17 protein-coding genes are annotated in these 20557 nt (G+C 73.1%); 13 read left to right on the top strand and 4 right to left on the bottom strand.

What is annotated here, in order from left to right; genetic code table 11:
* Positions 1–16: 16 nt before the first annotated feature.
* Genes WME97_RS30645 through WME97_RS30655 form a run of 3 tightly spaced genes read left to right on the top strand, consistent with a single transcriptional unit; the run spans position 17 to position 2486 of the window.
* Positions 17–1426 (top strand): MBL fold metallo-hydrolase, encoded by a 1410-nt coding sequence (locus WME97_RS30645; protein WP_437542528.1) that lies wholly within the window; start codon positions 17–19, stop codon positions 1424–1426.
* A complete protein-coding gene (locus WME97_RS30650; protein ID WP_437542529.1) occupies positions 1423–1947 on the top strand; it encodes a YeeE/YedE thiosulfate transporter family protein in 525 nt (174 codons plus the stop codon). The genes WME97_RS30645 and WME97_RS30650 overlap by 4 nt, the downstream gene beginning before the upstream one ends.
* Complete coding sequence (locus WME97_RS30655; RefSeq protein ID WP_437542530.1) at positions 1944–2486, top strand: DUF6691 family protein; 543 nt, start codon at positions 1944–1946, stop codon at positions 2484–2486. Before WME97_RS30650 ends, WME97_RS30655 begins: the two co-directional genes overlap by 4 nt.
* A 22-nt stretch (positions 2487–2508) precedes the next feature.
* On the opposite strand, the gene WME97_RS30660 is transcribed toward WME97_RS30655, so the two are convergent.
* Positions 2509–3453 (bottom strand): hypothetical protein, encoded by a 945-nt coding sequence (locus tag WME97_RS30660; RefSeq protein WP_437542531.1) that lies wholly within the window; start codon positions 3451–3453, stop codon positions 2509–2511.
* A 333-nt stretch (positions 3454–3786) separates the two neighbouring features.
* Positions 3787–4839, bottom strand: a complete 1053-nt coding sequence (locus WME97_RS30665) for a class I SAM-dependent methyltransferase (RefSeq protein WP_437542532.1) — start codon at positions 4837–4839, stop codon at positions 3787–3789.
* Between the two features lie 188 nt (positions 4840–5027).
* On the opposite strand from WME97_RS30665, the gene WME97_RS30670 reads away from it, so the two are divergent.
* The 4 genes from WME97_RS30670 (at position 5028) to WME97_RS30685 (ending at position 8985) form a co-directional block, all read left to right on the top strand.
* Positions 5028–5936 (top strand): hypothetical protein, encoded by a 909-nt coding sequence (locus tag WME97_RS30670; protein ID WP_437542533.1) that lies wholly within the window; start codon positions 5028–5030, stop codon positions 5934–5936.
* A 262-nt stretch (positions 5937–6198) separates the two neighbouring features.
* Positions 6199–6729, top strand: coding sequence for an Lrp/AsnC family transcriptional regulator (locus WME97_RS30675; RefSeq protein WP_437542534.1), 531 nt, complete (start codon positions 6199–6201; stop codon positions 6727–6729).
* On the top strand, positions 6726–7727 hold the full coding sequence (locus WME97_RS30680) for an N-acetyltransferase family protein (RefSeq protein ID WP_437542535.1): 1002 nt from the start codon (positions 6726–6728) through the stop codon (positions 7725–7727). Before WME97_RS30675 ends, WME97_RS30680 begins: the two co-directional genes overlap by 4 nt.
* 202 nt (positions 7728–7929) lie before the next feature.
* Positions 7930–8985: a lipase family protein gene (locus tag WME97_RS30685; RefSeq protein WP_437542536.1), complete on the top strand. Its 1056-nt coding sequence runs from the start codon at positions 7930–7932 to the stop codon at positions 8983–8985.
* A gap of 102 nt (positions 8986–9087) precedes the next feature.
* Here the strand turns inward: WME97_RS30685 and WME97_RS30690 are convergent, their stop codons facing one another.
* Positions 9088–10707, bottom strand: coding sequence for an ABC-F family ATP-binding cassette domain-containing protein (locus WME97_RS30690; protein ID WP_437542537.1), 1620 nt, complete (start codon positions 10705–10707; stop codon positions 9088–9090).
* 81 nt (positions 10708–10788) lie between these two features.
* Complete coding sequence (locus tag WME97_RS30695; RefSeq protein ID WP_437542538.1) at positions 10789–11448, bottom strand: FmdE family protein; 660 nt, start codon at positions 11446–11448, stop codon at positions 10789–10791.
* Positions 11449–11745: 297 nt separating this feature from the next.
* Here WME97_RS30695 and WME97_RS30700 point away from each other — a divergent pair, with 297 nt between their 5' ends.
* From WME97_RS30700 to WME97_RS30725, 6 genes are all read left to right on the top strand, one after another.
* On the top strand, positions 11746–13338 hold the full coding sequence (locus WME97_RS30700) for a protein kinase domain-containing protein (protein WP_437542539.1): 1593 nt from the start codon (positions 11746–11748) through the stop codon (positions 13336–13338).
* A gap of 10 nt (positions 13339–13348) precedes the next feature.
* The gene (locus tag WME97_RS30705) at positions 13349–14332 is read left to right on the top strand and encodes a tetratricopeptide repeat protein (RefSeq protein WP_437542540.1); all 984 of its coding nucleotides are present in this window, start codon (positions 13349–13351) and stop codon (positions 14330–14332) included.
* Positions 14333–14370: 38 nt separating this feature from the next.
* The gene (locus WME97_RS30710) at positions 14371–15990 is read left to right on the top strand and encodes a hypothetical protein (protein ID WP_437542541.1); all 1620 of its coding nucleotides are present in this window, start codon (positions 14371–14373) and stop codon (positions 15988–15990) included.
* A gap of 241 nt (positions 15991–16231) precedes the next feature.
* Positions 16232–17899 (top strand): hypothetical protein, encoded by a 1668-nt coding sequence (locus tag WME97_RS30715; RefSeq protein WP_437542542.1) that lies wholly within the window; start codon positions 16232–16234, stop codon positions 17897–17899.
* A 242-nt stretch (positions 17900–18141) separates the two neighbouring features.
* Positions 18142–18816 (top strand): hypothetical protein, encoded by a 675-nt coding sequence (locus WME97_RS30720; RefSeq protein ID WP_437542543.1) that lies wholly within the window; start codon positions 18142–18144, stop codon positions 18814–18816.
* Between the two features lie 56 nt (positions 18817–18872).
* Positions 18873–20552 (top strand): hypothetical protein, encoded by a 1680-nt coding sequence (locus tag WME97_RS30725; RefSeq protein WP_437542544.1) that lies wholly within the window; start codon positions 18873–18875, stop codon positions 20550–20552.
* Positions 20553–20557: the final 5 nt, after the last annotated feature.

Here is a 20557-nt window from a genome sequence, read left to right on the forward strand (position 1 = left end):
CATGCATCTACACCGGATGAAGACTCCAGGTCTCGCGCACATCGCCTACCTGCTCGGCAACGAGGGTGAGGCGATCGTGGTGGACCCGCGGAGGGACATCGACGAGGTCCTCGCGGCGGCCCGGGAGAGGGACCTCGTGATCAAGTTCATCCTCGAGACGCACCGCCATGAGGACTTCGTCATCGGATCTGGCGCCCTCGCGAAGGCGACGGGCGCGAAGATCGTGAGCTTGGATCATCCGCTCTTCGGACAGAGCGACATCCGGATGCGGGACGGCGAGGAGCTCGACCTGATCGGGCTGCGCGTCCGCGCGCTCCATACGCCGGGACACACGCCGGAGAGCACCTGTTATGCCGTGTTCCTCCCGGACGCGCCCGGACGCGCCTTTGGCGTCTTCACCGGCGATACGCTGTTCATCGGGGAGACGGGACGGACCGACCTGCCCGACCGCGACAAGACCAGCGACAACGCGCGCCTCCTCTTCGCGTCGGTGCACGAGAAGCTCGTCCCGCTGGGCGATCAGGCGCTCCTCTGGCCCGCCCACGGCTCCGGCTCGGTCTGCGGGGGCAACATCGCGGAGCGCGATGATTCCACGCTCGGCCTCGAGCGCGCCTACAATCCCGTCTTCGTGAAGTCGGCCGACGACTTCGCCCGCGCCAAGGTCGCCGAGCGCATCCCGCGCCCACCCTATTTCAGCTTGATGGAGAAGCTGAACCTCGAAGGGGGCAAGCCGCTCTCCGCGAAGCCCGGCGAAGTGCCCTTCCTGCCGCCAAACAAGTTCGCGTCGGAATCCAAGCAGGGGCTGGTGCTCGACGCGCGCGACCCCGAGGCGTTCGCGTCGGGGCACCTGCCCGGCTCGCTGAACCTCTGGTTCGCCGGGCTCCCGGTGTTCGGCGGGTGGGTCGCGGACGAGACGACCCGGGTGTACCTGGTCGTCTCGCGCGCCGCGGACGTGGAGGCGGCGGTCCTGCACCTCGCGCGCGTCGGCGTCGATCACGTCTCCGGCGTGCTCGCCGGAGGGTTCGACGCATGGCGGGACGCGGGCATGCCCATCGAGAAGACGGGCACGATGACCCCGCGCGAGCTCCACGACGCGGGCGACGCCGTCGCCGTGCTCGACGTCCGCGATGATCAGGAGTTCGAGGCGGAGGGGCACATCGAAGGCGCGCGGCACATGTACGTGGGATATCTCGACGAGCACTTCGAGAAGATCCAGCCCGCGCTGCCGCGTCATGGCCGCATCGCGCTCGTCTGCAGCGTCGGGCATCGCGCTGGGCTCGCGACGAGCATCCTCCGTCGCCGCGGCTTCACCGAGGTCGCCAACGTCCTCGGCGGGATGACGGCGTGGGAGAAGCTCGGTTTGCCGAAGAAGCAGGGCCCCGAGCGCACGGTGACCACCATGGATATCGAAGGAGCGCGACGATGAGCTCGCAGGGAGGCGCGCGCTGGGCACCGGAGATCGCCGGGCTCGCGATCGGAGCGCTGGAGACGTTCGCGATGGGGACCGCGAAGCGGCCTCTCGGCGTGACGTCCGCGTTCGAGACGGCGGCGAGCGCGCTGGCGCGCCGGCTCGCGCCGCAGGCCAGCCGGGTGAACGAGTTCGTGGCCAAGCGGGAGACGACGCCGAAGATCGACTGGGAGGTGCTGCTCGCCCCGGGCATCGTCCTTGGCGCGTTCCTGGCCTCGCGCGCCTCGGGCGCGCGAGGATCCACGCTGCCGGACGCCTGGAGGGCCCGGTTCGGGGAGAGCCGCGGAAAGCGCTACGCCGCCGCGTTTTGCGGGGGCGCCCTGATGATGTTCGGCGCGCGGCTCGGCAAGGGATGCACCAGCGGGCACGGCATCAGCGGCACGATGCAGCTCGCCGCGGCGAGCCTCGCGTTCGACGTCGCGATGGGCGTGAGCGCCGCCTTGACGGCGAAGCTCCTGTTTCGAGGAGGCGCGCGATGAAGCGGGATCCGCTCGGAAGACTGGTGCTCGGCCTCGCGACCGGGACCGCGTTCGGCGCCTTTCTCCAGCGAGGAGGGGCCTCGGATGCCGACCTCATCATCAAGCAGCTCCTGCTGCGCGACAGCAGCATTGCGCGGATCATGTCGACCGCGGCGGCCGCCGGCTCGCTCGGCACGCACGGCCTGCGCGCGGCCGGCGCGACCGAGCTCGACGTGAAGCCGTTCCAGGTACGTTCGGTGATCCTGGGCGGTGTGGCCTTCGGCGCTGGGATGGCGCTCCTCGGTTATTGCCCCGGCACGACCCTCGCCGCCGTCGGCGAAGGCCGGCGCGACGCGATGTTCGGGCTGCTCGGGATGGTCGCTGGAGCGCTCGCCTTCATCCGCGTGTACCCGCACATCAAGGAGGTGGTCGAGGAGACGGACCTCGGCAAGGTCACCCTCCCTTCGGCGACGAAGACGTCCCCTTGGCCCTGGGTGGCCGGCCTCGCCGGGCTCGCGGGCGCAGCGGCGCTCGTCAGCCGCGTGCGGGCGGCGCGATGAATTTGAACGCAACGAGGACGCGTCAGTCGAAGGACATCACCGCGGTCTCGCCCCCGATGTCCAGGCGCGAAAGAAGAGATTCTACGGCCTCCATGGACAGGGGGGACGCCCTCACGACCAGCGCGGATTCACGAACGCTGGTGAGCGCCGGGAGCCAGTCGAAGCCCGTGAGCTGACCCGAGCTCAGGAGTCTGAGCTCACCCACCTCCGCGAGGGCGTCGAACCCGTCGAGGCCGGGGCTTTCCAGCAGATGCATCTGAAAATTCGCGCCGACGCGGCGCAGGTTGCGCAGCGCGGTGAAGTCGTTCGTGTGGTTGCGGAAGAGGGTCAGCGAGCCGTCGATGTGGATGAGGGAGGAGAGCGGCTCCAGGACGCCTGCCGTCGTGTCGCTCAGGTGGATCGAGCCCCGGAAGCGGGTGCATCCGGCTACGCTCGTGTAGGGCCCGATCACCAGATCGCCCGGCTGGCCACACACGACCGCCTCGGCATCGGGGTCCGGCGGCTCCTTGGGAACGGCGTTCGTGAGGGACACCAGCGCGCCGCTGCGCACGTGCGACGTCGCGAAGGACTCCAACGCTTCAGCGGTCAGATCCGCGTTGCGCCGAGCGATCATGGAGGCGCCGACCTCCGCGAGCGCAGAAAGCCACGAGAAGTCGGCAAAGCCGCTCTGGTAGAGCCACAGCCCGGAGACGTACTGGATCGACTCCAGGCCGCGCAAGGCCTCCTGCGCTCCCACGACCAGCAACCGACCTTCGATCCGCGTCAGGTTGGACAGGGGTCCGAGATCCTCAGGAGGCGAATAGAGCAGCAAGGATCCCGCTATTTCCCTGAGATCCGTGAGCGCGTCGATCGCCTCGGGCCCGTCCAGGCCCAGCAGATGAAGCGTGCCGAGGAAGCGCGTACAGCCACGCAATCGCTCCAGCTCGGGCGCGGGCCCGGTCCCCTCTTCAAGGAGGTTCGCGCCCACCGCGATCACCTCCCCCGCCGTCCCGCAATCACGCCCCTCGGGGGATCCCCCTTGCCCGCCGCCGGATGGCTCAGCGCCCCCCGAGCCGCCGCTGCCAACGGTCGCGCCGCCCGCGCCGGCGCTCGAAGCTCCCGTGGAAGCGCCGCCTGTCGCTCCGCTCGGGCCGTCGGGGGTGGTGCCACAGGCCGCAGCACCGAAGAGCAGCAATCCCGCTGTACCGCTCAGCCCGCGCCGCAGCATGTGCCTTTCCCCTCTTCCCCTCGCATGGTCGCTCGATTCTAGCAGGGCTCTCACGCGCGAGGCACGCTGGACTGAGGCGGCGCCGGCTGGGGGCTAGTTGCCTGCCGTGTGGGCGATCGCGAAGATGAGGTTGCGCTCGAGCCGGATGCCCTGCGGCGTCCGGAACGCCTCGAGCTCCTTCGCGAGCCGCGCTCGCGCCTCCCGCTTCTCCTCGAGGGTCAGGTGCGAGAGGTGGTTGCCGAACGAGCTCGACCCGCTGTGCCTCAAGATCTCGTCGACGTCGGCGGCGTGGTCGACGAAGGTGAGGATCTCCACCGTGTCGGCGATGAAGCCGGCGCGCTCGAGCAGCGCTCGAACCTCGTCGACCGTCAGCTTGTGCGGGCGATTGCCCTCCGCGTCTCTCCCGAGCTCGGCCAGCACCTTGCGCTGGATCGGCTCGAGCTGGTGCGGCTTCTCCCGCGATCCCGTGCTGAATCCGAGCTTGCCGCCGGGCTTCAGCACGCGCGCCGCCTCGGCGACGGCGCGCTCCTTCTGGGCTTCGTTCAGCCAGTGAAGGACGCTGTTCAGGTACACGACGTCAAAGCTCTTCGAGGCGAAGGCGGAGAGGTCCTCGGCGCGGCCGACCGCGGTCGCGAGGTTCGCGCGGGCCTTCTGCCGGGCGATGTCGACGCGGAGCGGCAGGGGATCGATGGCCGTCACGCTGCCCTCGGGGCCGACGATCTCGGCCACGTGAGCGGCGAGTCGGCCGGTGCCCGCGCCGACGTCGAGCACACGCTGGCCCCGCCGCACGCCCAGCGTTTCGATGAGGAGCTTGCCGTGGTTGAACTGCCGGTCGCTGCCGTGCTCGTAGGCCTGGGCGAGCTCAGGGGTGTCGAGAGAAAGGCTGATGGTGGTCATGCTGGCCGCCCGAGCAGGGCCCGTGCCGACGCCCGGCGCCGCGCCGGCAGGGCCCGCACGCCGGAGCGCCGCGCCGCCGGCGAGGCGCCGGGCGCGGCAGATCGCGCTCGCCGCTGCCCGCGGGCCAGCAGGGGTGCTGCCGGGGTGCTGCGCCGCGAGCAGCGTGGCCGCGCGGAGAAAGGCGGCGGGCAGGGACGGCGGCGGGAGCGACGCGACGACGGAGCACCCGATGGCGCATCGGTCAGACATCGACTCGACGCGAAGACGGAGCTTGGCGGTGCGCCGGGCTGACCTCGTATCTATCTTCTATGTTGCTGTCCCCAGGTCCCCGGAGCTTCGTTCACAGCACCTGAGCCTACAGCGAGCAGGCGGGCTCGATCCCGAGCCGCTCGATGCGGCGCAGCGCAGGAGCGATGCTTCAGGCTAGGATGCGCGCGATGGGTACCGCGCTGACGGTGGAGCGCTACGCGGAGATGCGCGCGCAGATGGAAGCCGGGCGGCTCCGCGACGAGGTGCTCGCGCGCGCCGGGCTCACGGCGGACGAGTGGACGGCCGCGCAGCGCGAATGGCTCGAGAGGATGGGCGCGGAGCTCGAGCGCGGCGGCTTCGAGCTGACCAACCGCTACACGCAAGCCTTCCTCGAGCACCTGCGGGCGTTCGTCGCGGCCTCGCCGCCGGTGAGCGCGCCATCCGGTCGAGCGCCGGCCGCACCGCTGCCCGCCGCGCCAGCGCCCCGCCTCGCGGCGCCGGTCGCGCCCGCGGCGCCGGTCACGCCCGCGGCGCCGGTCGCGCCCGCCGCGCCGATCGCGCCCGCGGCGCCGATCGCGCCCGCCGGCACAGCCCCGCTCCCAGACATGCCGGCGCTCGTCGCCGCCCTGCCCTTCGTGCCGAACGCGCCGCCCGGTCGAGCGCCGGCCGCACGGCCGCCCGCCCCGCCAGCGCCGCGCCCCGCGGCGCCGGCCACGCCCGCAGCGCCGGCCACGCCCACGGCGCTGGCCGCGCCCGCCGGCACAGCCCCGCTCCCCGACATGCCCGCGCTCATCACCGCCCTGCCCTTCACCCCGGCATCGGAAAAGCGGGGCGCCCCCGCGCCCCCGCCCCCGCCGAGCGCCGCGGCCCACACGGCGCCCGCCCTCTCGCTGGAGCAGTACGCCGCGCTCTGCGCGGAGCTCTCGCTGCACCCGCGGAGCGCCGCGGCGCTCTACCCGCGCTACGGCCTCCGCGACGCGGCCGCGTGGCAGGCCACGGACGCCGCGTGGCAGGCCCGGATGCGCAGCGACGCCCCCCTCGAGGCACGCTGGCAGCAGCTCATCGCCCATTACCGAGCCCACTACAGGGCCCGCTGAGCCGACCCGCTCGCCCGGCCCGCGCGCGGTGACCCCGCAGCTCTCCCTGCTCCGCTGCTGACCCGCCGCGCCGTCACCCGCGGTCGAGACCGGCACCACCCCCGACCGACGACGCGAAGACCAGCGAAGCGTGCCTCCCGGCCCAGGGCCGCAGCGCCCCGCGGGCCACCGCCTCTCCTCGGCGACGCGACGCTTCGTTGCGCCTCACTTGCAAATCGAAAAATTTCATTCGATCCTGCATTCACTTCCAATGACAACAACCATGGATGCCATCGATTTGAAAGCGATCCACCTCCTCTCCCGCGACGCCCGCCGGTCGTGGGCGGACCTCGGCGAGGCGGTCGGCCTCTCCGCGCCCGCCGTGGCCGAGCGGGTGCGGCGGCTCGAGGAGCGCGGCGTCATCACGGGGTGGGAGGCGCGCCTGGACGCCCGGACCGTGGGCGCCGGGCTCACCGCGTTCATCTCTGTCTCGATCGCGAACCGGCGCGGTCGCGGCGAGTTCCTGCGCGCCGTCGAGCGCGCGGCCGAGATCCAGGAGTGCCACCACGTCGCCGGCGACGAGGACTACCTGCTCAAGGTGCGCTGCCGCGACACCGAGGCGCTCGAGCGCCTGCTCACGCAGGAGCTCAAGGCCCACGACGGCGTGGTGCGCACGCGCACGACGATCGTCCTGTCCACCGCCAAGGAGACAGCGGTCCCGCCCCTGCCGCTGCCGTCCGACGAGGCGCGCGACGGCGAAGCGCGCCCCCGCAAGGCGCCCGGCCGCGGAGCCGCCCGGAAGGAGGCGCCGTGAGCGGCGCCGACGGACTGCCGCCCTTCGACGATCGTGGCGAGCGCCGCGAACGCCGCGAACGTCAGATCGAAGAGGGCGACCTCGCGGCGCTCGCCGCCGCCATCGAGGACGCCGCGATCGCGCAGCGCGATTTCTCGCACGCGCGCCACCTGCTCCTCGCCCTGCACTACGTGCGCGCCCACGGGCCCGAGGGGGCGCTCGCGCGCATGCGCTCCGCCCTGCAGGCCTTCAACGCGCGGCACCCGCCGAGCAACGGTTACCACGAGACGATCACGGTCGCCTGGCTCACGCTCGTCGCCCGCCACGCCGCCGAGCACCGAGGCGCCGCCGTCCACGAGCTCGCGGAGGGCCTCCTCGACCGCCACCGCAGCAGCAAGGCGCTCTTCGCCCATTACTCTCGCGCGCGGCTGCTCTCGGACGACGCCCGCGCCGCGTTCGTCGCGCCCGATCTCGCGCCGCTCCCGGCGCCAGGCGACGGCGTTCTCATCCGCCTGGCGACCGAGGCCGATCTCTCGGCGATCGAGGAGATCTATGCGTTCTACGTCGAGCGCTCGACCTGCACCTTCGCCACCACCGTCCCGACACCGGCGGAGCGCCGCGCCTGGCTCGCCGCGCACGGCCCCCTGCACCCCGCCACCGTGGCCGTCGAGGGCGACGGGACCGTGGTCGGCTGGGGCTCGCTCTCGCTGTGGAACCCGCGCGAGGCCTACGCCCGCTCCGTCGAGAACTCGGTCTACGTGCGCGACGGCCTCCACCGGCGGGGGCTCGGGCGCCGCCTCCTCGCCGATCTCGTGAGCCGCGCGATCTCGCTCGGCCACCGCACGATCATCGCGCAGATCGCCGGAGACCAGGCGGCGAGCGTCGCGCTGCACCGCGCGCTCGGGTTCGAGGACGCCGGGCTGCTCCGCGACGTCGGGCACAAGTTCGACCGCTGGCTCGACGTGATCCTGATGCAGCGTGCGATTCCTTACCCTGCAAGCGACGGCCAGCAGCCGTGAGGTAACTCACGCGCCCGCGATCACCCTCGACGACCCCGAATTGCGTCGGCTGAACGCGCACGGAAACGCACCCACCGTCATCGAACCGATCGCCTCGGGATTCAACACATCGCGGGCTCGCGCGGCGAGGCCGGCTCGGGTCGTCCGGAGCAAATGGCACCGTAGCGCCGCACCCACCGAGCGCAGAAAGCGGCAGCACAGCATGTTCGTCACCAACGTTGAGCGCCGAGAGGAGCGCAAAGGGTCCCCTGCCAGCGGGAGGGCCCTCGACCTGCTGGGCAAGATGGAGCGGAACGAGCGGGAGTACGACGAGACGATCGCGTATGCCCTCTCGCTCGCGTCGGCGTGGTCGTACGCCGACCCGCAGGCGCTCCACGACGTCATGAACAGCCTCGGGTTCGAGAACCGGAGCTACGCCGTCACGCTGAGCAACGATGCCGTCTCGGCGCGCACGAGCGCGTCGCTCCTCCAGCACGTCGATGGCTCGGCGGCGATCCTGTGTTTCCGCGGCACAGAGCCGGCGAACACCGGCGATCGGCTGGCCGACACCGGCGTCGAGCCGGCTCGGCTCCACGCGTGGAAGGCCGTGCAGGGCGGCGTCTACCGCGGCCGCGAGCCGATGGCGCGCTACATCGCCTGCCGTCTGAAGAGGGCGATGAACGGGCAATCGGTCGTCGACGAGAAGGGCGAGCTCGTCTCGGTGGACGCCCCCGCAGGCTCCGACGCGACCGGCGAGCCCCTCGAGCACCGCTTGAAGGCGCTCTACATCACAGGACACGGCCTGGGTGGCGCGCTGGCGGCCCTCGCTGCAGCCATGATCTTCGAAGACAAGGAGCACGAGGGCATCAGGGACGCGGTGCGCGGCGTCTACACGTACGGGCAGCCGCGCATCGGAAACGAGATCTTCGCCCGGAGATGTCAGGACACTTACGGACGCCTACTCTTCCGTCATATCCATGCCAACGACCTCGTGCCGATGTTCCCTCCGCCGTCGATCGGGAGGTTCGAGCCGTTCGGTCACGAGCTCCGATCGAGCGCGGCGGGCTGGGTGTTCTCGGAGCAGCCCGCGCGGCGTGCCGACACGGCGCCCTTCGGCTCCACGGTGGACGTCCTGGCCTGGGTCAAGCAGCGGCTCCCCCTGGTCCGCCGACTGCAACGGCCGTTCTCGTCGGACGACCACGCCCCGCACAGGTACGTGAGCGTATCCCAGCGATCGTTGCGTCTGCGCCGGTCGGAGCTCGTTCTGGAGAGAACTTGAGAGGGAGGTCGAGCCACGGTGATGGCCACCGTGGCCGTGCCCCGAGCGGACGAATGGATCCGCGTGCGCCCTGGAGCGCGCCCCAGGGCTCCGGCGGGCGCGCTACGAGGCCCTGGCGTTCTTGAGCGCTTCCGGGTTCCCAGGCCCCTCGAGGTACTCGTCGTACGTGCCGTTGAAGACGCGCGGATCCTTCGACGACAGATCGAGCACGCGGGTGCCGAGCTTGCCCACGAAGTGCCGGTCGTGGCTCGTCACGACGACCGTCCCCTTGTACTCGACGAGCGCCTGGAGGAGCGCGTCGATGCTCTCGACGTCAAGGTGGTTCGTCGGCTCGTCGAGCACGACGATGTTGTTCTTCACCAGGATGAGCTTCGCGAGGAACAGGCGCGCCGCCTCGCCGCCGGAGAGGTTCTCCGTCTTCTTGAGCCCGGCCTCGCCGCTGAAGAGCAGCTTCCCGAGCACCGAGCGCACGTGCTCCTTCGGGGCGCTCGGGTCGAAGCGGTACAGCCAGTCGTAGGCCGTGAACCCCGCCTCGATCGCCTCGTGGTGATCCTGCGCGAAGTAGCCGACGTTCGTGTCGTGGCCCCACGTGACGGCCCCGGCGTCCGGCGTGTACTCGCCGACGAGGAGCTTGAGCAGCGTCGACTTGCCGATGCCGCTCGGCCCGATGACCGCGAGCTTGTCGCCGCGGTTCAGGTTGAAATCGAGCTTCTGGATCACGCGCTTATCGCCGAAGCCCTTGGAGAGGCCCTCGACGCGCAGCACGTCGCGGCCGGAGGGCTTCTCGATCTCGAACTTGATGTACGGGCGCACGACGCTCGAGCGCCGCACCTGGATGCCCGCCTCGAGCTTCTCGATCTCCTTCACGCGCGACTGCGCCTGGCTCGACCGGCTCGCGCTCGCGCCGAAGCGGGCCACGAAGTCCTTGAGCTCGGCGATCTTCTTCTTCTTCTGCGCGGCGTCGGCGTCCGACTGGCGCTTGCCGGTCGTCTTCTGCTCGATGAAGTCGTCGTAGTCGCCCGTGTAGAGCGTGACCGTCTGGTAGTCGACGTCGGCGACGTGCGTCGCGATCGCGTTCATGAAGTGCCGGTCGTGGCTGACGACGAGGAGCGTGCCGCGGAAGGTGTCGGTCAGGTACGACTCGAGCCAGCGGATCGAGTCGAGGTCGAGGTGGTTCGTCGGCTCGTCGAGGAGCAGGACGTCCGCGCCCCCGAAGAGCGTCTGGGCGATGAGGACGCGGAGTTTGTACCCGCCCGCGAGCGTGCTCACCGTGCTCGTGTGCCGGGCGGTCGCGATCCCGAGCCCCTCGAGCATCTCGGCGGCGCGCGACTCGGCGGTGTAGCCGTCCTCCTCGCCGATCGTCCCCTCGAGCTCGGCCAGCCGCATGCCGACCTCATCGGTCATCTCGACCTCGTACAGCCGATCGCGCTCCTGCATCGCGTCCCAGAGCGCCCGGTTGCCCATCAGGACCGTGTCGAGGATGCGGGAGGACTCGTAGGCGAAATGGTCCTGCTTGAGCACCCCGACGCGGAGCTGCCTCGGGATCTCGACCGAGCCCTGATCCGACTCCTCCTCGCCGGAGATGACCTTGAGGAGCGTCGATTTCCCCGCTCCGTTCGCCCCGACGAGCACGTAGCGCTTGCCGGGGTCGAAGCGCATCGTGACGTTCTCGAAGAGAATTTTGGGACCGTACCGCTTGGTGAGCTTTTCGAGCGTGATCATCTCAGCGGGGCCGGGAGTAGCACGTGTGCGCCTGCGGTTCCGGTGAATTCCGGAGGCAGCGCGCGCCCCGGGGCAGGCGCGTCACCTCGGCGCGGCGGGCGGCGGGCTGGCGACGCGCGCCGGCGCTTCCTCGAATACCTCGGCGTCTGGCAAGGAGAGGACCTCCCTGCCGGCCGATTCCAGCTTCTCTCTCGGCACGTCGCGGAAGCGCGCGCGGAAGGCCGCAGACGGGCGGAGGGTCACGGCCTGCCCGGTCGACCTGCGCCTGTACGTGGTCTCCACGCCGTCCTCGCTCGCCTCGATCAGGCTGAGATTCAGCTTCCCGAGGCTGGCCCCCGTCGCGGCGGCGGCGCCGTCGGCGATGCAGGAGAACTGCACGTTCCGCGGGCTGTGGTGGATCACCTCGAGGTCGAAGCTCCTCGCGGGCAGCCCGAGCCTCGCGAGCGCAAAGCGCCCCATGCGGTAGCCGGCGACGGCCCACGGCCCGGCCCCGCCGTGGATCGCGGCGACGGCGCGGAGCTCGTCGTCCGCGGCCTCCGCGGCAGGCCGGCCCTGCGCGGGCGGGTGGCCGTGGTGGTGGGCCGCGTGCCGCTGCCCGCGGCCCTGATGGACAGGCGCATGCGGCCGGCCGGCGGTCTCCTGCGCCGGGCCCTCGGGCGGATGGGCGCCCGCGCCGCCGCACCGGATCGAGGAAATGGCGGCGAGGAGGATCAACGCCGCCTGGCTCATCGTTCTGCGCATGCTCGCTCGATCCCCTGGGAGGGCGGCGGAGTGTCCCCGTTCGCGCGCGACGTCAAGGGCGTCGGGCCGCGCGCCGCTGCCCGCGACGCCCGGGATCCGCCCGATCCGGCGAGCGCGCGGCCGTACCCTGGACGGTTTCACGCACCGCGGCGTCAGACCGGGGTAACATGCGCCCGTCATGCCTCGCGCGCCCGCCAGCCGTCCCCGTCGCCAAAGCCGCGCCGGCCTCGCTGGCTCCGCTGGCCTCGCCGGCGAGGCGACGACCCACGTGGCCCGCGCCGGGGGTGATGCTCGCCGATGACCCGCGTCCACCCTGAAGGCTTCCGGCCCGAAGCGCTCGTAGGCCAGGTCCTGCGCGGCAAGTGGCGGCTGGAGCGCCTGCTGGGCTTCGGCGGGATGGCCATGGTCTACGCGGCCACGCACCGCAACGGGATGCGCGGCGCGGTGAAGATCCTCCGCCGCGAGCTGTCCGAGGACGAGGAGGCGCGCTCGCGCTTCCTGCGCGAGGGCTACGTCGCCAACCGCGTCGAGCACCCGGGCATCGTCCGGGTGCTCGACGACGACGTCACCGACGACGGCTCCGTGTTCCTGGTGATGGAGCTGCTCGAGGGCGAGACCGTCGAGGCGCGCCGCGCGCGCGAGCCGGGCGGCGTGCTCGGCGTGAACGAGGTGCTCGCCATCGCCGACGACCTGCTCGACGTGCTCGCCGTCGCGCACGAGCGCGGGATCGTGCACCGCGACCTCAAGCCGGACAACCTGTTCCTCACGCGCCAGGGGCAGCTGAAGGTGCTCGACTTCGGCATCGCGCGGCTGCGCGAGCTCTCCTCCCCGGCGAACGCCTCCACGCGCGCCGGCACGCTGATGGGGACGCCGCAGTTCATGCCGCCGGAGCAGGCGCGGGGGCAGTGGGACAGGGTCGACCCGCGCAGCGATCTGTGGGCCGTCGGGAGCACGATGTACCAGCTCCTCTCGGGGCGGTACGTGCACGAGGCCGAGACGCTCCCGCTGCTGCTCCTCGCGGCGATGACGCAGCCGGCGCCGCCGGTGGGCAGCGTCCTGCCGGCCCTGCCCCCGCCGATCGCCGGCGTGATGGACGTGGCGCTCGCGTTCGACCCCGACCGCCGCTGGCCGAACGCCCGCGCGATGCAGCGCGCGCTCCGCCAGGCGCGGGGCGGCGCGGCGCTCGAGCTGGCCCCGGGCGCGCACCCGGATCCGGGACGCGCGCCCCTGCACTCGGAGCACGGGCGCGGGCACCCGCACTCGGATCCTCCCGGACGCCCGTCGGCGCAGGCGCGAGGTCCCGGGAGCGGGCCGCGCGGCACGGAGTTCGCCGCGGCGGGCACGGCGAGCGGCGTCGCGGCCGGCGGCGGCGCGGCCAGCACCGGCACGGTCTCGCCGGTCGTGGAGCGCTCTGCCAGCGCGGAGCGCTCCGCGCCGCGCGCGGCGGCCACGGGCGCGCTCCTCGCCGGCGCCGGCATGATGGCCGTGGGTGCCCTGGTCGCGCTCGTGTTGTGGCAGCGCGCGGGCGAACGGGGCGCGGAGGATCCGTCGCACGGCTCCACGGTGGAGGCCGAGCCGCACCCGACCGCGGGCGCCGAGGCGGCGACGGCGCCGCCCGACAGCGCAGGCTCTCCCGGGGCCGGCGTGCAGCCGGCGCCGTCCGGCGATGCGGTCCCCGCGATCGCGCCGTCCGCGCCCGCGAGCACGCCGGCGCCCGAGGCCGCGAGCGCGTCCGCGCACGCGGCGCCGGCGAGCGCGAGCGCGTCCGCGCCGAGGCCCGCCGCCGGGGGCAGGGCGCGATCCCCCGCGACCGCGACGAAGGCGCCCGCCGCCACGACGCCGGCCCCCGCGCCGACGCCGGCGGAGGACCCGTACAACCGGAGACGTTGAGGCCGCACGGATGCGTAGATCGAGCTCGCGTAGACGATTCCCGGCGGAGGTGCTCGCCCTGGGAGGAGCCGTGCTCCTCGCCTGCCCCGACGCCTCCGCGCAGGGGCGCGATCCTGCGGCCGCGGAGGCGCTGTTCGACGCCGGCAGGGCGGCGCTGCAAGCGAAGGACTACGACGCCGCGTGCCCGAAATTCCGGGAGAGCTACGAGCTCGATCCGGCGCCCGGGGCGCTGCTCAACCTCGGCGACTGCGAGGAGAAGCGCGGCAGGGTCGCGACCGCGTGGTCGATCTTCCGGCAGCTCGCGCGCGATCTGCCCGCGAACGACGACCGCCGCCCCATCGCCCAGTCGCGCGCGGCCGCGCTCGAGGCCCGCGTGCCGAGGCTCACGATCCGGCTCGCGCCGGGGGCGCCCGCGGACACGGCGGTGCAGCGCGCGGGGGTCCCGGTCGGCGCGGGCTCGCTGGGCTCGCCGTTGCCGGTGGACCCGGGCGAGGTCCAGGTGACGGCGGCGGCGCCGGGCCGGAAGCAGAAGATCTTCACGGTGCAGCTCGCGGAGGGCGCGCAGGTCGAGCTGCTGGTGGCGCCGGAGGAGGCCGCGGCCGCCGCGGGCGCGGGGCCTGCGCTCCCCCCGAGGACCGCCCCGCAGGAGGCGGGGGGCTCGCCCCGACGGACGGCCGGCTGGATCAGCGCCGGCGTCGGCGCGGTCGGGATCGGCGTCGGCGCCGTGTTCGGCGCGCGCGCGATCGGGAAGAAGGGCGACGCCGAGGCGTACTGCGACGAGGACAACGTCTGCCTGGATCAGGGGATCAAGCTGCAGAAGCAGGGCGTGACCGCGGGGACGATCTCGACGGTCGCGTTCCTCGTCGGGGCGGCGGCGCTGGGCACGGGCGCAGTGCTCGTCTTCACGGCGCCCTCCTCGGGGCAAGGGTCGCCGGCGCCCCGGGCCACCCTCGGCGTTGTGCCGGGAGGCGCCGTGGCGACCATCGTCTTTTGACGGGAGCTGCGCGGCGCCGCCGCGAGGGAGGGGCCCGGGTGGTGAAGCGCGATCAGAAGAGCGTTCGAGCCGTGTTCTCCGCCGTCCTGCTCATCGCCGCGGGCGTGGGAGGTTGCAACGCGCTCATCGGCCTCGAGGTCGGCCAGCTGGACGCATCGACGGGCGGCGCGGGCGGCGCCGGCACGGGCACGGGCGGAGGGGCCGAGGGCGGCGGTGGCAGCGGCGGCGCCGGCACGGGCGGCAGCGGCGGAGGCGACGGCGGCGGCGCTGGCACGGGCGGCAGCGGCGGGGGCGGCGGCGAGGCGCCGTTCTGCGGCGAGGATCGCAAGGACGCCATCCGCGGGCCGCAGGCGCGCTGGGGCACGACCGTCGGGCTCGACGTCACCGATGTCGCGGCGCACGGCGACGGGGTGGCGGCCATCGTCAACGAGAAGGGCTCGATCTCCGTCGCGCGGTGGGCGCGCGGCGGCACCCGCGATGCCGGGTATGGGCTGACGGCGACCGATCTGCTGGAAGGCGACATCAAGGCCACGCACCTCTCCATCGGCCAGGGGCTCGCCTATGTGGCCGGGTGGTCGGAGAGCGGCCCCCAGCTGCCCGGCGCGTCCACCTCCGGGTGCGTCCTCAGCGGGCTCGCGCGCTCTCACCCGAGCTTCCTCGCTGCGCTCGACGAGAAGGGCCAGTGCCGGTGGGCGTGGTCGCCGGACGGCGGCGCCACCTCCACCCCGCTCGGCCTCGCGGCGGCGCCCGGCGCGGTGGTGATCGCCGCCTCGGTGAAGGGGCCGAGCGTGAACGACGGCACGTGCACCCTCGCGATGGGCGGCGCGGAGACGTCCGTGGGGCTGGCCGCGCTCGATCCGGCGGCAGGCGGTTGCCTGTGGGGGATGCCCATCGGCCCGTCGCCGGCCGTGACGGTCGGAGAGCTCCTCGTCGACGAGGCGCGGGGCGAGGTGCTGGCGGTCGGCCGCTACGAGGGCGAGGAGGGCTACGTCGTCGGGGGAGCGCTGCTCCCTCCCTCGCAGGATCGCGATGTGTTCGTGGCGCGCTTCGCGCTGACCGAGGGGTCGCTCAAGGGCATCGACGCGTTCCCCCTCCCCGGGCATCAGGACGTGGACCAGCGCGGGGCCGCGCTGCTCCCGGGCGGCGACGTCGTGATCGTCGGCTCCTACGCCGGCTCGCTCGATTTCGGCGAGGGCTGCCCGCCGGCGCCCGAAGAGGACGCGCGGGACATGGAGAACTTCTTCGTCATGCGCGTCGCCGGCCCGTCCGTGGTCTGGGGCCGCGGGTTCGGCGACGCGGGGCACCGGCAGTGGGTCGCCAGCGTGGCGGCGGCGCCCGATGGGCTGATCTACGTGACGGGGAACTACCAGGGCGAGATCGACCTTGGGAACGGCGGGAAGCTCGTCGCTCCCGCGACGGACGCCGATCCGATGGTCGGGTTTCTGATCGTGCTCGACGCCCGCGGCAACGTCGTCTCCGCCTCCGAGCTGAAGGGGACGGGCGACGCTTACGTGTGGGCCGCCGCGCCCGGCCCGGCGCCTGGCGACGCCCTCTATCTCGGCGGGGAGCTGGGCGGCACCCTCGATATCGGGCGCGACCCGCCGCTCACCGACGCAATGGGGCGCGGGTTCGTCGCCGAGCTCCCGGGCGTGCGGTGATCCCCGCGGTCCGGCGCGCCGGGCCGTGAGCGCTCGACGCCCCGCCCCCCGCATCGGCCGCTGCGACCGGATCGCCGCGGCCCGCGCTCCGGCCGACGGCGGAGAGCGCGCCTTTCGGTGAGGGACGCGCCGGAACCCTCTCGACTCCTGGAGCGACGCTCGCCATGAAGTCGATGGTGGCGAGCGAGGCGAGAGCTCTCGCTGGCGGCCGCGGCGGCGCCGCGCCACCAGGAGACGGGAGATGAAGCGCGATCTCAGGAGCACTCGACCCATGTTCTGCGCCGGGCTGCTCATCACCGCGGCCGCGGGGGGCTGCAACGCGATCATCGGGCTCGAGGTCGGCGAGCTCGACGCCTCGGCGGGCGGCGCGGGCGCGATCGCTTCGAGCGTGTCGGCCGGCGGCGCGGGCGCCACCGCTTCGAGCGTGTCGGCCGGCGGCGGGGGCGCCGCCGCTTCGAGCGTGTCGGCCGGCGGCGCAGGAGGCGAGGGCGGCGCCGGCGAGGGCGGCGCCGGCGGCGGGAACGAGGCGCTCTGCAGCTCCGCCCGCGAGGGAGCCGTCCGGCCGCCGTCGGGAGAGTGGGGCACGCTGTCCGGCCTGGCGGTCGTCGGCCTCGCGGCGCGAGACGGCGAGGTGACGGCCCTGGTCAAGGAGAGCCGGGTGCTCGCCAGCGAGCCCACCAAGCCCAGGACGGGGTTCTCGGTCGCGAGGTGGAGCCCGTCCGGGGTCCGCGAGAGCGCGTACGGGATGACGACCGGCGACATGCTCGGCAGCATCTCGGCCGAGCACCTGGCCGTCGTCTCGGACCTCGCTTATGTGGCCGGCTGGTCGGAAGCTCCCCTCACCTTGCTCGCGTCGGGCGGCAGCGGCAGGTGCACCGCCAGCGCGGGCGCGGACACCGGCCTCAAGCCGAGCTTCCTGCTGGCGCTCGACCAGCTGGGCAAGTGCAGGTGGGCCTGGAGCGTGGACGCCGAGTCCAATGCCTACCCGCTCGGGCTCGCGGCGACGACCGACCGGGTCGCCTTCGCCGTCTCGCGATCACGGGCGACGAGCGCGACCACCGACGATTGCGTCCTCGGGGCCGCCGACCAGCGCGGGGTCACGGATCTCGTGACCTTCAACGCGGGCGGCAAGTGCCGGTGGAGCCGCGCGCTCGGATCCTCCGCGGCCTTGCACGTCGCGGAGGTCATCGCCGCGCCGCAGGCCGGCGAGGTGCTCGTCGTCGGCGACTACGATGCGCCGGACGGGCCGCTCGACATCCAGGGGAGAACGCTCCCCCGCGCGCCGGATCGCGATCTGTTCGTGGCGCGCTTCCGGCTCGATGACGGCGCCCTGACGGGCCTCATCCCGCTCACCGCCGCTGGGAGCCAGGCGGCGGCGCGGCACGGGTCCGCGCTGCTCCCGGACGGCGACATCGTGGTCGCCGGGACCTACACCGGGCCGTCCTTCAGCTTCGAGGACGATTGTCCGCTCCTGCCTCCCACGGGAGACACGGAGAACTCGTTCGTCGCGCGCGTCTCGAAGGAGGGAGTGGTCTGGAGCCGCGGCTTCGGCGACGAGAAGCGCGATCAGATGGTCGTCAGCCTGGCGGTGGACGGAGCAGGCGCGATCTACATGGCAGGGACGCTCGAGGGCGAGATCGCCCTGGGGAACGGCGAGACCCTCACGGCTCGGACGGACGAATTGCAGAGCTTTCTGATCGTGCTCACTCCCAGCGGCAACGTCCTCTCGGCGACCGCGTTCGCGGGCACAGGCACCGTGGGCGTGTGGGCGGTCGCGCCGGGCGCGACGATCGGCGATCCCTTCACCATCGGCGGTGAGCTGACGGAGACGTTCTCTCTCGTCCCCAGCGACCATCCCAGCGCGGAGCCGGGCGAGGGGTTCATCGCCCGGGTGAAGGGGCTACCGTGAGCGCCGCGCGCGGACGCCAGCGCACCACGCGAGCAGTCCATGACATTTCCGCACGACGACACGCAGCCTGCGACCGGACCGCAGCGGCGCGCATTCCAGCCCGGGTTGACGAAGGGGGAACTGGCAGCTTCCATGAGAGGATGCGCTCGCTTCACCGCCTCTTCTGTTTCTGCCTGGCCCTCCCTGCCGGACTCAGCTGTGGATTCCCCGACGCCACTTTCACAGAACGCTCCAGCACGGGCGTGGGCGGCGCGAGCGGCACGACGGACTCGGCGAGCTCCGCCGCCGCGTCCTCGGGCCCGGCGGGCCCCGGGGGCGGCGCGGAGGCCTCCAGCGCCGGCGGGAACGGCGACGGCGCGACGGGCTCCGGCGGCGGTGCACCGGGCGCCGGCGGCGGCTCCGCGGGCTCCGGCGGCGGCTCGACGACCTCCAGCGCGGGCGCCGGCCCGGCGACCTCCGGCTCCGGCGGCGGCTCGACGACCTCCAGCGCGAGCGCCGGCCCGGCGACCTCCGGCTCCGGCGGCGGCTCGACGACCTCCAGCACGAGCGCCGGCCCGGCGACCTCCAGCTCCGGCGGCGGCACCGTCGACTGCGACGCCGACGAGGACGGCTATCTGTCGATCGCGTGCGAGGGCGGCGACGATTGCAACGACGACAACCCCTCGGTCCACCCCAACCAGCCCAGCACCTTCTATGACACGCCGATCCCTCCGGGGCGCAGCTTCGATTACGACTGCAGCGGCGAGGAGGAGACGGAGTTCGGATCGCTCAAATGCACTGGCCTGCTCGTCTGTACCGCGGCGAGCAGCGTGTTTCTGAGCGACGTCCCGTGTGGAAGCCGGGGCCCGTTCGGGTCCTGCGACCTCACCTGCAAGTCGACAATCACCTTTCCCAGTTACGTCAGGGAATGCCATTGAGCCCGCGCTGCCCCGGTGGCGGCTTCGAGGATGCCACGCAACGGAGAGCCGACCCGATGAGACCCGAACCTCGTGCCATCCGATCCGTCGTGTCGTGCGCCTTCCTGCTCGCCGCGGCGGCGGGGGGCTGCAACGCGCTCATCGGGCTGGAGGTCGGTGAGCTGGATTCGTCTCAGTCCGGCGCGGACGCGACCTCGGCCTCCTCCTCGGGAGGCCCTGGCACCGGAGGCTCGGGCGCCGGCGGTGCGGGCACCGGTGGTGCAGGGGGCGGCGACGGCGGCGGAGGCAGCGGCGGCGACGGCGGCGGTGGAGGCAGCGGCGGCGATGGCGGGGGCGGCGATGGCGGGGGCGGCGGCGGGGGCAGCGGCGGCGGGGGTCCGCTGTGCAGCGACGCCGAGGGGACCGTCGTCGAGCCGTCGGCCAGCTGGGGAGCGACGCTCGGCTTCGACGTCGGCGACCTCGCGGCGTCGGACGGCGCGCTGACGGCGGTCATCACGGAGGTCCTCGACAGCGGGGCGTTCCGCTTCTCGGTCGCGAAGTGGACCTCCGGCGGGGCAAACGACTCCCGGTACGGGCTGTCGGCGAACGATGTCTGGGGCTTGCACCTGGCCGCGGGCGACGGCGCCACCTACGTGGCCGGGGAGGCCGCGGGGGCGACCAACCTCCCCGGCGGGCTCCTCGACGCGTGCCGCGTCGGCCCTGCGCTGGTCGCCACCAGCTACACGACGAGCTTCGTCGCGGCGCTCGACGCGAACGGCCGTTGCGGGTGGGCGTGGAGCGTCGACGCGCAGCACAACACCACGGCGCGCGCCATGGCGGCGAGCTCCGAGGCGGTCGTCTTCGCCGTCGACGTGACGGACGCCGGCCGGAGCTTCGGCCCGTGCGAGCTGAAGAGCGTCCCGGCGGAGTCGGCGCTTCTCGCCGCGCTCTACCCGGCGGACGGCGCGTGCAAGTGGCAACACCGCCTCGGGCCGCGGGCGGCCGTGACCGTCAAGGCGCTCCCCGTCAACCCGAAGGCGGGCGGCAACCTCGTGACCGTCGTGGGCGACTACGAGTCGATCGGCGGAGGGGTCACGTTCGGTGGGCAGACCCCCTTCGCCTCGGAGCAGCGCGACGTCTTCGTCGCGCGCTACACGGCGATCGACGGCGCTCTGGTGGACTTGACCACGCTGAACCTCGAGGGAGATCAGCAGGTGGCGCAGCACGGCGCCGCGCTGCTCCCGGGCGGCGACGTCGTGATCGCCGGCTCGTACCGCGGGGTCGTCGACTTCGGCGGCGGCTGCCCCGCGCTGCCCGACGCGGGGGACACGGAGAGCTTCTTCGTCGCGCGCGTCTCGAGGAAGGGCGTCGTGTGGAGCCGCGGGTTCGGCGACGACAAGGAGAGCCAGGTCGCGGCCGGCGTGGCGGTGGACGGCGCTGGCGCGATCTACGTCACCGGAGAGTTCACGGGCACGATCCCGCTGGGGAGCGCCGGGAGCCTCACGACGTCCCAGAAGCGGGCGGGGTTTCTGATGCGGCTCGACGCGCAGGGCAACCTGATCTCCGCAACCAAGGTCGAAGGCGCCGGCACCGTCGCCCTCCGCGTCGTCGCGGTGGACGGGGCGCTGGGCGGGCCCGTCTACGTCGCCGGCGCCGTGACGGGCGCGCTCCGCCTCGACGGCCTCGCCGCGCCGCTCGGGAGCGAGAGTGATAACGAGTCCCGCGGGTTCATCGCGAGGCTCTCCGGCGCGCGCTGATCCGA

It is taken from the genome of Sorangium sp. So ce367 (genome assembly GCF_051520455.1).
Classification (GTDB): Bacteria; Myxococcota_A; Polyangia; order Polyangiales; family Polyangiaceae; genus Sorangium; species Sorangium cellulosum_B.

Bases quoted from the DNA above. Each gene is read 5' to 3' on its own strand.
- WME97_RS30645 (WP_437542528.1), top strand. From the start codon at position 17: ATGAAGACTCCAGGTCTCGCGCACATCGCCTACCTGCTCGGCAACGAG.
- WME97_RS30650 (WP_437542529.1), top strand. From the start codon at position 1,423: ATGAGCTCGCAGGGAGGCGCGCGCTGGGCACCGGAGATCGCCGGGCTC.
- WME97_RS30655 (WP_437542530.1), top strand. From the start codon at position 1,944: ATGAAGCGGGATCCGCTCGGAAGACTGGTGCTCGGCCTCGCGACCGGG.
- WME97_RS30665 (WP_437542532.1), bottom strand. From the start codon at position 4,839: ATGTCTGACCGATGCGCCATCGGGTGCTCCGTCGTCGCGTCGCTCCCG.
- WME97_RS30670 (WP_437542533.1), top strand. From the start codon at position 5,028: ATGGGTACCGCGCTGACGGTGGAGCGCTACGCGGAGATGCGCGCGCAG.
- WME97_RS30675 (WP_437542534.1), top strand. From the start codon at position 6,199: ATGGATGCCATCGATTTGAAAGCGATCCACCTCCTCTCCCGCGACGCC.
- WME97_RS30685 (WP_437542536.1), top strand. From the start codon at position 7,930: ATGTTCGTCACCAACGTTGAGCGCCGAGAGGAGCGCAAAGGGTCCCCT.
- WME97_RS30690 (WP_437542537.1), bottom strand. From the start codon at position 10,707: ATGATCACGCTCGAAAAGCTCACCAAGCGGTACGGTCCCAAAATTCTC.
- WME97_RS30695 (WP_437542538.1), bottom strand. From the start codon at position 11,448: ATGCGCAGAACGATGAGCCAGGCGGCGTTGATCCTCCTCGCCGCCATT.
- WME97_RS30700 (WP_437542539.1), top strand. From the start codon at position 11,746: ATGACCCGCGTCCACCCTGAAGGCTTCCGGCCCGAAGCGCTCGTAGGC.
- WME97_RS30705 (WP_437542540.1), top strand. From the start codon at position 13,349: ATGCGTAGATCGAGCTCGCGTAGACGATTCCCGGCGGAGGTGCTCGCC.
- WME97_RS30715 (WP_437542542.1), top strand. From the start codon at position 16,232: ATGAAGCGCGATCTCAGGAGCACTCGACCCATGTTCTGCGCCGGGCTG.
- WME97_RS30725 (WP_437542544.1), top strand. From the start codon at position 18,873: ATGAGACCCGAACCTCGTGCCATCCGATCCGTCGTGTCGTGCGCCTTC.